This is a genomic window from Streptomyces bambusae (assembly GCF_020532645.1).
Classification (GTDB): domain Bacteria; phylum Actinomycetota; class Actinomycetes; order Streptomycetales; family Streptomycetaceae; genus Streptomyces; species Streptomyces bambusae.
Genome location: NZ_JAJAUZ010000013.1, coordinates 1 through 12,669, shown reverse-complemented (window position 1 = coordinate 12,669; position 12,669 = coordinate 1). Strand labels below are relative to the sequence as shown.

Sequence of the window (12,669 nt, the reverse complement as noted above, 5' to 3'; positions counted from 1 at the left end):
GGCTACCGCCCCCGCCACTGCGGCGGCCGTTTGGCCGTGAACGCGGCGTGGAACTCGGCGTAGTCCTCGCCGTTCATCAGGAGCGCCTGGGTGGCCGCGTCGAGTTCGACGCTGGCGGCCAGCGGCATGTCGAGTTCGGCGGTCAGCAGGGCCTTGGTCTGGGCGTGGGCGAGGGCGGGCCCGTCGGCGAGCCGGGCGGCCAGCTCGGCGGCCCGTGCGTCGGCCTTGCCCTCGTCGGTGAGTTCGCTGATCAGGCCGATCCGCTCGGCTTCGGCGGCGCGTACCGGTTCGCCGAGCATCAGCAGCCGGGTGGCGTGGCCGAGGCCGACGACCCGGGGCAGCAGGTAGGCCGCGCCCATGTCGCCGCCGGACAGGCCCACCCGGGTGAAGAGGAAGGCGAACCGGGCGGACGGGTCGGCGATCCGGAAGTCGGCGGCGAGCGCGAGCACGGCCCCGGCCCCGGCGGCGACCCCGTGCACGGCCGCGATCACCGGGAAGGGGCATTCGCGCAGGGCCCGGACGACCTGCCCGGTCATCCGGTTGAAGTCGAGGAGTTGCGCCGTGTCCATGGCGAGCGTGGCACCGATGATCTCGTCCACGTCGCCGCCGGAGCAGAAGCCGCGCCCCTCGCCGCCGAGGACGAGGGCGCGCACGGAGCGTTCGCGGGACAGTTCGGCCAGCAGATCGCGCAGGTCGGCGTAGGCGCCGAAGGTGAGCGCGTTCAGCTTCTCGGGACGGTCGAGGGTGACGGTGGCGACCCCGTCCCGGCTGCTCAGCCGGAGGTGGCGCCACCGTTCCGTACGGGCTGCGGAACCGGTGAAGGGGCTCACCCGACGAACGTATCACCTTGTTGTGACTGTCGTCATGGGAACGCGACACGCCGCGTGGGCTCAGTCCGCCGACAGCGTGGCCACCAGTACGGCCTTGATCGTGTGCAGCCGGTTCTCCGCCTCGTCGAAGACCACGGAGTGCGCGGACTCGAACACCTCGTCCGTCACCTCCAGCGAGTCCAGCCCGTGCCGCGCGTGGATCTCCCGCGCCACCGCCGTCCCGAGGTCGTGGTACGCCGGCAGGCAGTGCAGGAACTTCACGTCCGGGTTGCCGGTGGCCCGCAGCACGTCCATGGTGACCGCGTACGGGGACAGTGCCGCGATCCGCTCGTCCCAGACCTCCTTCGGCTCCCCCATCGACACCCAGACGTCGGTGGCGACGAAGTCCGCCCCGGCCACCGCCTCGGACACGTCCTCGGTGAGGGTGATCCGGGCCCCGCTGGCGGCCGCCAGCTCCCGGGCCCGCGCGACGACCTGCTCGGCCGGCCAGTACGAGCGCGGCGCGGCGATCCGTACGTCCATGCCGAGCAGGGCGCCGGTGACCAGGTAGGAGTTGCCCATGTTGAAGCGCGCGTCGCCGAGGTAGGCGAACGCGATGCGCTCCAGCGGCTTGGTGCAGTGCTCGGTCATGGTGAGCAGGTCGGCGAGCATCTGGGTGGGGTGCCAGTCGTCCGTGAGCCCGTTGTAGACCGGCACGCCGGCATGGGCGGCGAGCTGTTCGACGCTGTCCTGGTGGTCCCCGCGGTACTGGATCGCGTCGAACATCCGGCCGAGCACCCGGGCGGTGTCCTTGACCGACTCCTTGTGCCCGATCTGCGAGCCGGAGGGGTCCAGGTAGGTGGTGGACGCGCCCTGGTCCGCGGCGGCCACCTCGAACGCGCAGCGGGTGCGCGTCGAGGTCTTCTCGAAGACCAGGGCGATGTTCTTCCCGCGCAGCCTCGGGACCTCCGCACCGGCCCGCTTGGCCGCCTTGAGCGCGGCGGACAGCTCGATCAGGCCGCGGAACTCGGCGGCGGTGAAGTCGAGCTCCTTGAGGAAACTGCGGCCGGCCAGGTGGGGGGCCATGAGGGCACTCCTAGGTCGCACAGACAGGGGACTTTGGAAGTGTATACGAATCGTCGTATTGATATGCAGCCCGGTTCCGGCATGCGGTCACCACCGGGCCCACCTCTTCCGCCGCCCCTCCGAGCGTGCCTCAGTCCACCGCGTCCCGCTCCACGGGACAGCTCATGCAGCGCGGCCCGCCCCGCCCCCGGCCCAGCTCGCTGCCCGGGATCTCGATCACCTCGATGCCCTGCTTGCGCAGGTGCGTGTTGGTGGTCACGTTCCGCTCGTAGGCCACGACCACACCCGGCTCCACGGCCAGCACGTTGCACCCGTCGTCCCACTGCTCCCGCTCGGCGGAGTGCACGTCCTGGGTGGCGGTGAGCACCCGGATCGCGTCCAGGCCCAGGGCCGCGGCGATCGCCCGGTGCATGTGCTCCGGCGGGTGGTCGGTCACCTTCAGCTCGGCCTCGCCCGCCCCCGGCTCGATGGTGTACGAACGGAGCATCCCGAGCCCCGCGTACTGGGTGAAGGTGTCCCCGTCGACCATCGTCATCACCGTGTCCAGGTGCATGAACGCGCGCCGCTTCGGCATGTCGAGGGCCACGATCGTCCGGGCCGATCCCGCGGCGAACAGGCCGCGCGCCAGCATCTCCACGGCCTGCGGGGTGGTGCGCTCGCTCATCCCGATCAGCACCGCCCCGTTCCCGATGACCAGCACGTCGCCGCCCTCGATGGTGGAGGGGTAGTCGGCCTGGCCCTGGGACCAGTAGTGGAAGGCGCCGGAGGCGGTGAACAGCGGGTGGTGCCGGTAGATGGCCTCGAAGTGCACCGTCTCGCGCTGCCGGGCCGGCCAGCGCATCGCGTTGATGGACACCCCGTCGTAGATCCAGGCGGAGGTGTCCCGGGTGAAGAGGTGGTTGGGGAGCGGGCCGAGCAGGAAGCCGTCGAGCTCCAGCGCGTGGAAGCGCACGGACACCGGCTCCTCGAACCGCTCCAGGTACTCCCGCTTGGTCATGCCGCCGACCAGCGCGTCCACCAGGTCGGCCGCGGGCAGGTCCTCGAACGCGGCGCGCAGGTGCCCGGTGGCCAGCGGCCCGTACTCCTTCTCGTCGAACACCCGGTCAAGGACCAGGTGTCTGGCCTCCGGCACCTCCAGCGCCTCGCGCAGCAGGTCCCCGAAGAGGTGCACCTCCACCCCGCGGTCCCGCAGCACGTCCGCGAACCCGTCGTGCTCCTGGCGGGCCCGGCGCACCCAGAGCACGTCGTCGAAGAGGAGGGCGTCCTTGTTGCTGGGCGTGAGCCGCTTCAGCTCCAGGTCGGGCCGGTGGAGGATGACGCGGCGAAGCCGCCCGGTCTCGGAATCGACATGGAATCCCATGTGTACACGGTCGCAGACCGGGCGGCCTTTGGGAGCAGGGCGGCTGACGGTCAGTGCAGTCGCAGCAGCGCCCCCGGGTCGCCCTGCAGCGCCGGGGCGACCACGCCCAGCTTGGGGGTGACCAGTTCCGGCAGGCCCATGCGCGAGCCGTCGGGCATGCTCAGCGGGGCGCCGACGACCGCGCCGGGGGTCTGCGCGAGCAGCGGCGAGCGGGTCGAGGTGACGTCCGCCTCGTCCGGCTTGCCGTTGTTGAGGGCACCGGGCAGTTCGGACCCGATCAGGGTGGGTGCCAGCTCCCCCGCCAGCGGGACCGGCGGCAGCAGCGGGTTGGGGAGCAGCTCGCCCTGGTGGTGCGTCGGGCCCTCGATGGCACCGGGCGTCAGCAGCGGCACCCCGCTCGCGATCTTCGGGGCGGGCAGGCCCACGGCGCTCTCCACGGCGTCCAGGGGCACCGCGACCGGCACATGTCCGTCGGCCGCGGCCGGCGACGCTGCCACGGCCGTGGCCATACACGTCATGAGCGCCGCAATGCTTCCGCGCGCGGTCATTTTCATACTGGCGTTCCGTCCTTCCAGGCATGCGGACACTCCGCTTCCCTGGAAGAAACGAGCCCGCACCCCGATTCCCCGAAAAGTTCCCCCATTTGCCGTAACGGAGGGCTGGACCGGCCGGAATGCGTGCGGCCCCTGCACCGGTGTCACAGGGGCCGTACGGCAGCTACAGCCGCGGGTCGACCGGCTCCGATTCCAGGGCCAGCACGGCGAACACGGCCTCGTGGACCCGCCACAGCGGTTCCCCGGCGGCCAGCCGGTCCAGGGCCTCCAGGCCGAGCCCGTACTCGCGCAGCGCCAGCGACCGCTTGTGGCCGAGGTGCCGGCCGCGCAGCCGGGCGAGGTTCTCCGGGCGGGTGTACTCGGGGCCGTAGATGATCCGCAGGTACTCGCGGCCGCGGACCTTGACGCCCGGCTGGACGAGCCGGCCGTCGGCGCCGCGGGCGTACGCCTGCAGCGGCTTGACGACCATGCCCTCGCCGCCGGCGGCGGTCAGCCGCAGCCACCAGTCGGTGCCGGCCCGCACCGACTCCGGGTCGGCCGGGTCCACGAGGATCCGGCCGGTGGCGCGCAGCAGTCCGGTGCCGGCCTTCTCGTCGGCGGCGACCAGCCGGTCCAGCCAGGCGAGCTGCTCGTCGTGCGGGACGGCCGCCAGGCTGCGGCCCTCGGCGGCCAGCAGCTGGAACGGTGCGAAGCGCACGCCGTCCAGGCCGTCGACCGGCCAGCAGTAGCGGCGGTAGGCGTCCGTGAACGCGGCCGCGTCGGCGGCCCGTTCGCGCAGCAGGCCGGTCAGGCCGCCGGTGTCCACGCCGCGGGCGGCGGCCGCCTCCACGGCGGCGAGCGCCGGCGGGAACGCGGCGGCCGCGGCCGCGCCGACCGCCGCGTACTGGGTGCGCAGCAGCCCGGTGGCCTTCAGCGACCAGGGCAGCAGTTCGCCGTCGAGGAGCAGCCAGTCGGTGTCCAGCTCGTCCCACAGACCGGCGTCGCCGACGGCCGTCCGCAGCCGGGCCAGCACCTCCTCGGTGACCTGCGGGTCGTCGAAGAAGGGCCGCCCGGTACGGGTGTACAGCGCGCCGGTCACCCCCTCCGCGTCGAACCGGCGTACGGCCGCGCCGGTGTCCCGGCACAGCAGCACCACGGCGCGCGAGCCCATGTGCTTCTCCTCGCACACCACCTGCGCGATGCCGTCGGCACGGTACTGGGCGAACGCCTCGGCGGGGTGCTCCAGGTAGCCGTCCTCCCGGGAGGTGGCGGTGGGCGCCATGGTCGGTGGCAGGTAGGGGACCAGCCGCGGGTCGACGGCGAACCGGCTCATCACCTCCAGCGCGGCGGCCGCGTTCTCCTCCCGTACGGTGACCCGCCCGTGGTGCCGGGTCTCGACGGCCCGGCGGCCCTGCACGTCGGCGAGGTCCAGCGGGCGGGCGTCCGCCGCGCCGGGCACCGGCGGCACCAGCGGGCGCACCGGCTCGTACCAGACCCGCTCGGCGGGCACGTCGACGAGTTCGCGCTCGGGCCAGCGCAGGGCGGTCATCCGGCCGCCGAACACCGCGCCGGTGTCCAGGCAGATGGTGTTGTTGACCCAGGCGGCGCCGGGGACCGGGGTGTGCCCGTAGACCACGACGGCCCGGCCGCGGTACTCCTCGGCCCACGGGTGGCGCACGGGCAGCCCGAACTCGTCGGTCTCGCCGGTGGTCTCGCCGTACAGGGCGTGCGAGCGGACCCGGCCGGAGGTGCGGCCGTGGTACTTCTCGGGCAGTCCGGCGTGGCAGACCACGAGCCGGCCGCCGTCGAGGACGTAGTGGCTGACGAGCCCGTCGATGAAGGTGCGGACCCGGGCGGTGAAGGCTTCGTCCTCCCGGCCGAGCTGCTCGACGGTCTCGGCGAGCCCGTGGGTGAGCTGGACCTTGCGGCCCGCCAGCCAGCGGCCGAGCTTGTTCTCGTGGTTGCCGGGCACGCACAGGGCGGTGCCCGCGTCGACCATGTCCATGACCCGGCGGAGCACGCCGGGGCTGTCGGGTCCGCGGTCGACGAGGTCGCCGACGAACACGGCGGTGCGGCCCTCGGGGTGCACGCCGTCCCGGTAGCCCAGTGCGGCGAGCAGGGTCTCCAGTTCGGAGCTGCAGCCGTGGATGTCGCCGATGATGTCGAACGGGCCGGTGAGGTGGCGCAGGTCGTTGAAGCGGCGCTCGCGGACCACCTCGGCCCGCTCCACTTCCTCCTCGGTGCGCAGGACGTGGACCTTGCGGAAGCCCTCGCGTTCCAGTCCGCGCAGCGAGCGGCGCAGGTCGCGGCGGTGCCGCTGGATGACCCTGCGGGGCAGGGCGGCCCGGTCGGGCCGGGTGGCGTTGCGGGCCGCGCAGACCTCCTCGGGCAGGTCGAGGACGATGGCGACGGGCAGGACGTCGTGGGCGCGGGCCAGTTCGACGAGCTGCCGGCGGGCCTCGGGCTGCACGTTGGTGGCGTCGACCACGGTGAGCCGGCCGGCGGCGAGCCGCTTGCCGGCGATGTAGTGCAGGACGTCGAAGGCGTCCTTGCTGGCGCCCTGGTCGTTCTCGTCGTCGGCGACCAGACCCCGGCAGAAGTCGGAGGAGACCACCTCGGTGGGCGCGAAGTGGCGTCGGGCGAAGGTGGACTTGCCGGATCCGGTGGCGCCGACCAGGACCACGAGGGACAGGTCGGTGACGCCCAGGGTGCGCGGGTGCTGCTCGGTCATGCGGCCTGCTCCTCCTTCGGTGCGGCGGCCGCCGTGAAGACGGCCATCTGGGTGGGGGGACCCACCTCGGGGTCCTCGGGTCCGACGGGCTCGTGCCGGACCGTGTAGCCGTGGCGGCCGGCGACGGACTCGGCCCAGGCCCGGAACTCGGCGCGGTCCCATTCGAAGCGGTGGTCGCGGTGCCGGACGTGTCCGGCGGGCAGCGACTCCCAGCGGACGTTGTACTCGCGGTTGGGGGTGGTCACGATCACGGTGCGGGGGCGGGCCGCGCCGAACACCGCGTACTCCAGGGCCGGCAGCCGCGGCAGGTCGACGTGCTCGACTACCTCGCAGAGCACGGCCGCGTCGTAGCCGGCGAGCTGCCGGTCGGTGTACGCGAGGGAGCCCTGGCGCAGGGTGACGCGGGCGCGCTGCCGCTCGCCCATCCGCTCCAGGCGCAGCCGCCGGGCGGCGACGGTCAGGGCCCGCACGGACACGTCGACGCCCACGATCTCGGTGAACTGCACGTCCTTGAGCAGCTCCTGCACGAGCTGGCCCTGGCCGCAGCCGAGGTCGAGGACCCGCTGGGCGCCGGCCGCCTTGAGGGCGGCGAGGATCGCGTCGCGGCGCTGCACGGCGAGCGGCACGGGCCGGTCCTCGGTGTCCTCGGCCTCGTCGACGGCGTTGTCGAGCTGGTCGGCCTCGACGTCGTCGACGTCCGCGAGCCGGGCCAGTTCCAGGCGCTCCATGGCGGTCCGGGTCAGGCCGGGGCGGCGGGCCAGGTAGCGGGCGGTGATCAGCCGGTGTTCGGGGTGGCCGGCGAGCCAGCCCTCGCCGGCCCGCAGCAGCTTGTCGACCTCGTCGGGGGCCACCCAGTAGTGCTTGGCGTCGTCGAGGACCGGCAGCAGGACGTACAGCTGGCGCAGGGCGTCGGCGAGCACCAGCTCGCCCTCCAGCACCAGGCGCACGTACCGCGAGTCGCCCCATTCGGGGAACTGCGCGTCGAGCGGCACCGGTTCGGCGTCGACGGTGTGCCAGCCGAGCGGCGCGAACAGCCGGCGCACCAGGTCGGCGCCGCCGCGGGCCGGCAGCGCGGGGATCTCGATGCGCAGCGGCCGCACCTGCCCGGCGAGTTCGGGACGGGCCTTGCAGGTGCCGCCGAGCGCGGTGCGGAACACCGCCGCCAGGGCGACGGCCAGCAGCGAGGACGCCGCGTACGGCCGGTCGTTGACGTACTGCGCCAGCGCCGTGTCGGCCTGCCCGGAGCCCCGGCCCTGCTCCCGGCCCTTGCGGACGAGCGCGATCGCGTCCACCTCCAGCATCAGCGCCGCGGTGCAGCGCGCGTCGGAGGCCTCGGGATACAGCACGTGCGCCGTGCCGTGCGAGGTGCTGAACGACTGGGCGCTGCCGGGATGCTTGTGCAGCAGGAAGCCCAGGTCGGTAGCAGGACGGTCAGGGGTGCCGGTGGTGGAGATCGTCAGGAACACCCGTACGAGTATTGCCATGCCGCTTCCGCACCACCACGGGTTTTCACTCGGTGCCGGGCTCCGGTCCGGCGAGGGTCGTGGCCAGGGCGGCGATGCGGTCGGGGCCGACCCGGCAGCAGCCGCCGATGAGCCGGGCGCCGTCCCGCTGCCACTGCCCGGCGTCCCACGGCACCGCCCGGGACGGCGCCCGCCACACGCCGGCTGCGGCGTCCCACTCCGAACCGTCGTTGGGATAGGCCACGACCGGTTTCCCGGCGGCGGCCGCGGCGGCCCGCACCGCCGGCCCGACCTCCCGCGGGTCGCAGCAGTTCACTCCGACGGCGACCACCCCCGGCACACCGGCCACCAGCCCGAAGGCCTCGTCCAGCGGCTGCCCGGCCCGGGTGCGGCCGCCCTCGACGGTGTACGAGAGCCAGGCCGGGACGGGACAGTCCGCGAGCACCCGCAGCAGGGCCCGGGCCTCGTCGGTGTCCGGCACGGTCTCCACCGCCAGCAGGTCGGCGCCCGCGGCCGCCAGCGCCTCGATCCGCGGCCGGTGGAAGTCCGCCAGCTCCGCCTCCGTCAGCCCGTACCGGCCGCGGTACTCGGACCCGTCGGCGAGCACCGCCCCGTAGGGCCCGACGGAACCCGCCACCCACACCGGCCGGTCCGCCGCGGCCGCCGCCCCGGCGGCGAGGTCCACGCTGCGCCGGACCAGGGCGGGGTCGGTCACCTGGTAGCTCGCGGTGATGAGCACCTCGGCACCCGCCCGCAGATAGGCCGTGTGGGCGGCGGCCACCTCCCCGGGCGCCCCGGCCAGCACCCGCCCCGTCCAGAGCGCGCCCGACAGGTCGCATCCCTGCGCGAGCAGCTGGTTGCTCAGCCCGCCGTCGAGGAGGACGGTCCGCCGGTGCAGCGGCGGCGGCCCGGACGCGCGGGCCATCAGCCGAGCCGGCCCATCACCTCGGAGGCGATGAGCTCCAGGTGGTCCAGGTCGTGCAGGTCGAGCACCTGGAGGTAGATCCGCGAGGATCCCACCGCCCGGTAGGCGCCGATCTTCTCGACGACCTCGGCGGGACTGCCTGCGAGGCCGTTCGCCTTGAGTTCCGCCACCTCCCTTCCGATGGCCGCCGCCCGGCGGGCCACCTCTGCGTCGTTCCTGCCCACGCACACCACGAGGGCGTTGGAGTACACAAGCCCCCCGGGGTCGCGGCCGGCCTCCCGGGCAGCCGCCCGCACCCGCCCGAACTGCCGCTCGGTGTCGGCGACCGACGCGAACGGGATGTTGAACTCGTCCGCGTACTGCGCGGCCAGCCGCGGGGTGCGGCGGGCCCCGTGGCCGCCGACCAGGACGGGCACCTTGTCCTGGAGCGGCTTGGGCAGCGCCGGGGAGTCGGTCAGCCGGTAGTACTTGCCGCTGTGGCTGAACGTCTCCCCCGGCCGGGTCGCCCACAGGCCGGTGACGATGGCCAGCTGCTCCTCCAGCCGGCCGAACCGCTCGGCCGGGAACGGGATTCCGTACGCCTCGTGCTCCCGCTCGAACCAGCCCGCACCGAGCCCGAACTCGACCCGGCCTCCGGACATCCGGTCGACCTGGGCGACCTGGATGGCCAGGACGCCCGGGAGCCGGAAGGTGCCGGCCGTCATCAGGGTGCCGAGCCGGATCCGCCGGGTCTCCCGGGCCAGGCCGGCCAGGGTGATCCAGGCATCCGTCGGCCCGGGCATCCCGGGCGGGCTGCCGTCCGGGCCGGGCCGCCCGGCGCCCATCCGGACATAGTGGTCAGAGCGAAAAAATCCTCCGAACCCGAGGTCCTCGGTGGCCTTGGCCACCGCGAGCAGGGTGTCGTAGTCGGCGCCCTGCTGGGGCTCCGTGAAGATGCGAAGATCCATACCTCCATCCTGCCGCCCGGGCACCCCGGCAGGGTGAATCTCCGTCAACCAGGCTGTCGGGCGCCGTCCCCGCCAGTGACCGGGGCCGACGGTGATCGTTGGCTCGGACGGAGCCGGACCGCCCGGCCCGCGCGCCGGCGGCACGTCGCCGGTGCGTCCACCGCACCCTTCCCCTGCGGAAGGGCCCGGGCCGAGGAGGCCGCCATGTCCCAGGAATCCGTGCCCGAGCACACCGGACAGGCAGCGCACGACCACGTACGGCCGGAGCACACCGTGCCCGCGCAGAGCGCGCCGCAGAAGGGTCTGCTCCAGCAGATGGAGGAGCTGATGGCCGCCCTCAACGCCGACCTGTCCCAGCTCGACGCCGATCTGCAGTCCTCCGCCGAGCGTCCCGCCGCCGCACCGGTACCGCACCACGGGGCCGGGCAGCCCGCCCCGGAGGCCGCCCCCGAGCGCCCCTCCTACCGCGCTTTCTGAATCCGCCGCGGCCTGCGGTCCCGCCGGCGCCCCGGGCGCCGGCCGGTCAGGTCGCGCCGGCAGTCGAATCGCGGGCGGCGCCGGGAGCGCCGCCCCGCTCGCGGACCGCGAGCCGGCGCAGGATCGCCCGTACCCGGTCGCTCGACTCGTCGGCTGCGTCCATCGCCTCTATGCACTGCCAGTACAGGCCCTCTTCGTCCGTCGCGCAGGCCACGCCGACCAGGGCTATGCCCACTTCTCCGAGGAGCGCGCCGAGTCCCAGCAGCGCCTGCCTGATGTCGGACACCGACGTCAGCTGCGCCGCCCGGGGCACGCAGTCGCCGGATCTGCCCTCCTGGGCGAAGGCGGTCCGGTCCAGGACTCCGCAGCCCCGGCCGCCGGCTTCGCCCAGCCCCCTTGCCTCCGCTCTCAGTTCGGGCGGTCCGGTGACCGCCAGCCAGCTTCCCACCGCCTGGGCGAGCGCTTGCGCCTGCCAGGCCTCCACCATGATGTCCAGTGCCGCCCGGCTCTGTGCCAGAGCATGGCGGCCGGCTGCGATGAGCCGCACCGCATCCATGAGCCGTCCCCCGTCCGTACGACTTGCGCCGTCCCTCCATCACTACCCAGCGTGAAGGCAATGGGACCGTAAAGCCAGGGGTATTCGGAAATCTGTGGACACTCTCGCGGTTGTGGACGACCTCGTCACTCCGAAGAGTGACGATCATCCTCATTTTCGGCGTCCTGACCCGCTTCGGGGCCGGTTCCCGGCACGGGGAAGCGGGTTTCGTTCCGTTCGATCTTTGCGGCGAGTGCGGCCAGCGCGTCCACGCCGAGGACCTCGCAGAACTGGAGCAGGTAGGCCAGGACGTCGGCCACCTCGTCGGTGACCCGGTGGGCGGCCTCGGGGTCGGACATGATCCGGGCGGACTGCTCGGGCGTCAGCCACTGGAAGATCTCGACCAGTTCGGACGCCTCGACGCTGAGGGCCGCCGCCAGGTTCTTGGGCGTGTGGTACGGCTGCCAGGAGCGGGCCACGGCGAAGGCGGCGAGCCGCTGCTGGAGCTCGCCGAGGGTGGGTGGCGGCCCGGCCGGGCCGGCACCGCCGGCCGCGGGGGCGGCCGGCGGGTGCGGTGGGTCCGGCCGGGTCGGCCGGGTCGGCCGGATCGGCCGGGGTGCGGGCGGCTGGTGGGGCGTGTCTTCGGGTCGGCTCACGCCACCAGGTCTACCACCGAGACCCCGGGCACCCCGCGGGCGAGGGCCGCCCCGGCGGCGCCGACGGTGCCGGCCAGCCGGATGTGGCCGCGGGCACAGGAGGCCAGGGCCAGGCGCAGCAGTTCGCCGGTCTGGCGGTGGTCGAGGCGGTGGTCGAGGCCGTCGGCGAGCACGGTGAGGGCCTGGCGGGCGGGCAGGAGTTCGGCGGCTGGGTCCACGGCGAGCACGCCGGGGCCGGTGAGCAGGACCAGGGCGAGGGCGAGGAAGCGGAGTTCGCCGTCGGCGAGCCGGCCGAGCGGGGTGCCGTCGGCTGCGCCGTCGCGGCCGAGGACGGCGCGGATGCGTCCGTCGGGGAGGGTTTCGGCGTCGAGGGCGAGCACCGGGCCGGTGCAGCCGCGGCGGGCGGCTTCGACGAGGGCGGCGTGCCGGGTGGTGCACTCGTGGCGGGTGCGGCGCAGGACTTCGGCGAGGTTGTCGCAGCCGCTGCGCAGCCGGCCGGTGCCGGCGGGCACCGGTTCGCGCATCCGGCGGGGCTGCGGGTCGCAGGGGAAGACCGAGCGGAGTGCGACGACGAGTTGTTCGGCCGCGTCCAGCACCTGGCGCTGGCCGGCGGTGGAGCCGGCGACGCGGAGCGGCAGCAGGGCGGTGCCGAGGCGGTCGTCGGGCAGCGGGGCGCGGGTGACGCCGACGGCTCCGCCGGTGAACCAGGCGGCCTGTACGGACCGGCGGCCGGGGTCGCGCAGGGCGGTGGTGAGCAGGGTCTGGGCGCCGGCCGTCAGGCGTTCGCCGACGATGCGGAGTTCGGGGTCGGCCTGGACCGCCAGGTCGAGCCGGACGGGTCCGGCGGGGCCGTCCACGGTGCAGCCGATCCGGAAGCCTCGTCTGCCCTGCGCGTCGGGGGCGGCCCGGTCGGGCACGCAGGCCTCGGGATCCGGGAACACGTCCGCGAGCGCGGCACCGGAACCGAGCCGCGCCAGCGCCTCGTACGCCTCCATCACCTGCGACTTCCCACTCCCGCTCGCGCCGGCGAACAGCGTCACGGCCCCCATCCGGAACGCGGCCCCCCGGTGCGATTTGAAGGCGGACAGCCGCAGCTCGGTGACGGACGGCCGCGCGGGCCCGGCGGCCGGCGCCGCGGGCCGGCCGG

12 protein-coding genes are annotated in these 12,669 nt (G+C 74.2%); 1 reads left to right on the top strand and 11 read right to left on the bottom strand.

Annotated elements, in window-relative coordinates; translation table 11 throughout:
* Window positions 1–2: 2 nt before the first annotated feature.
* The 8 genes from LG634_RS11755 to LG634_RS11720 form a co-directional block, all read right to left on the bottom strand.
* Complete coding sequence (locus LG634_RS11755; protein WP_226733678.1) at window positions 3–830, bottom strand: enoyl-CoA hydratase family protein; 828 nt, start codon at window positions 828–830, stop codon at window positions 3–5.
* A 60-nt stretch (window positions 831–890) separates the two neighbouring features.
* Window positions 891–1,895 (bottom strand): ornithine carbamoyltransferase, encoded by a 1,005-nt coding sequence (argF, locus tag LG634_RS11750; protein ID WP_226733677.1) that lies wholly within the window; start codon window positions 1,893–1,895, stop codon window positions 891–893.
* Window positions 1,896–2,025: 130 nt separating this feature from the next.
* Window positions 2,026–3,255: an arginine deiminase gene (locus tag LG634_RS11745; protein WP_226733676.1), complete on the bottom strand. Its 1,230-nt coding sequence runs from the start codon at window positions 3,253–3,255 to the stop codon at window positions 2,026–2,028.
* A gap of 50 nt (window positions 3,256–3,305) precedes the next feature.
* A complete protein-coding gene (locus LG634_RS11740) occupies window positions 3,306–3,752 on the bottom strand; it encodes a hypothetical protein (protein WP_226733675.1) in 447 nt (148 codons plus the stop codon).
* Window positions 3,753–3,972: 220 nt separating this feature from the next.
* On the bottom strand, window positions 3,973–6,519 hold the full coding sequence (locus tag LG634_RS11735; protein ID WP_226733674.1) for a polynucleotide kinase-phosphatase: 2,547 nt from the start codon (window positions 6,517–6,519) through the stop codon (window positions 3,973–3,975).
* Window positions 6,516–7,985, bottom strand: a complete 1,470-nt coding sequence (locus tag LG634_RS11730) for a 3' terminal RNA ribose 2'-O-methyltransferase Hen1 (protein ID WP_226733779.1) — start codon at window positions 7,983–7,985, stop codon at window positions 6,516–6,518. Before LG634_RS11730 ends, LG634_RS11735 begins: the two co-directional genes overlap by 4 nt.
* Before the next feature lie 43 nt (window positions 7,986–8,028).
* Entirely contained in the window at window positions 8,029–8,907 is an 879-nt protein-coding gene (gene mmuM / locus LG634_RS11725; RefSeq protein ID WP_226733673.1) for a homocysteine S-methyltransferase, read from the bottom strand.
* Complete coding sequence (locus tag LG634_RS11720) at window positions 8,907–9,854, bottom strand: LLM class F420-dependent oxidoreductase (protein WP_226733672.1); 948 nt, start codon at window positions 9,852–9,854, stop codon at window positions 8,907–8,909. The genes mmuM and LG634_RS11720 overlap by 1 nt, the downstream gene beginning before the upstream one ends.
* A gap of 204 nt (window positions 9,855–10,058) precedes the next feature.
* Here LG634_RS11720 and LG634_RS11715 point away from each other — a divergent pair, with 204 nt between their 5' ends.
* Window positions 10,059–10,331, top strand: a complete 273-nt coding sequence (locus LG634_RS11715; protein WP_226733671.1) for a hypothetical protein — start codon at window positions 10,059–10,061, stop codon at window positions 10,329–10,331.
* A 46-nt stretch (window positions 10,332–10,377) separates the two neighbouring features.
* Here LG634_RS11715 and LG634_RS11710 read toward each other — a convergent pair whose 3' ends face one another.
* The 3 genes from LG634_RS11710 to LG634_RS11700 form a co-directional block, all read right to left on the bottom strand.
* Window positions 10,378–10,887 carry a DUF6099 family protein gene (locus tag LG634_RS11710; protein ID WP_226733670.1) on the bottom strand — a complete coding sequence of 170 codons (510 nt, stop codon included), beginning with the start codon at window positions 10,885–10,887 and terminating at the stop codon, window positions 10,378–10,380.
* 125 nt (window positions 10,888–11,012) lie between these two features.
* Window positions 11,013–11,345, bottom strand: a complete 333-nt coding sequence (locus tag LG634_RS11705) for a nucleotide pyrophosphohydrolase (RefSeq protein ID WP_226733778.1) — start codon at window positions 11,343–11,345, stop codon at window positions 11,013–11,015.
* A gap of 173 nt (window positions 11,346–11,518) precedes the next feature.
* Window positions 11,519–12,669 (bottom strand): AAA family ATPase (locus tag LG634_RS11700; RefSeq protein ID WP_226733669.1); only part of this gene is annotated, 1,151 nt, incomplete at its 5' end.

What these genes read in the sequence shown, in the direction of transcription:
- argF (WP_226733677.1), bottom strand. Translation starts at nt 1,895, where the DNA reads ATGGCCCCCCACCTGGCCGGCCGCAGTTTCCTCAAGGAGCTCGACTTC.
- LG634_RS11745 (WP_226733676.1), bottom strand. Translation starts at nt 3,255, where the DNA reads ATGGGATTCCATGTCGATTCCGAGACCGGGCGGCTTCGCCGCGTCATC.
- LG634_RS11735 (WP_226733674.1), bottom strand. Translation starts at nt 6,519, where the DNA reads ATGACCGAGCAGCACCCGCGCACCCTGGGCGTCACCGACCTGTCCCTC.
- mmuM (WP_226733673.1), bottom strand. Translation starts at nt 8,907, where the DNA reads ATGGCCCGCGCGTCCGGGCCGCCGCCGCTGCACCGGCGGACCGTCCTC.
- LG634_RS11720 (WP_226733672.1), bottom strand. Translation starts at nt 9,854, where the DNA reads ATGGATCTTCGCATCTTCACGGAGCCCCAGCAGGGCGCCGACTACGAC.
- LG634_RS11715 (WP_226733671.1), top strand. Translation starts at nt 10,059, where the DNA reads ATGTCCCAGGAATCCGTGCCCGAGCACACCGGACAGGCAGCGCACGAC.
- LG634_RS11710 (WP_226733670.1), bottom strand. Translation starts at nt 10,887, where the DNA reads ATGGATGCGGTGCGGCTCATCGCAGCCGGCCGCCATGCTCTGGCACAG.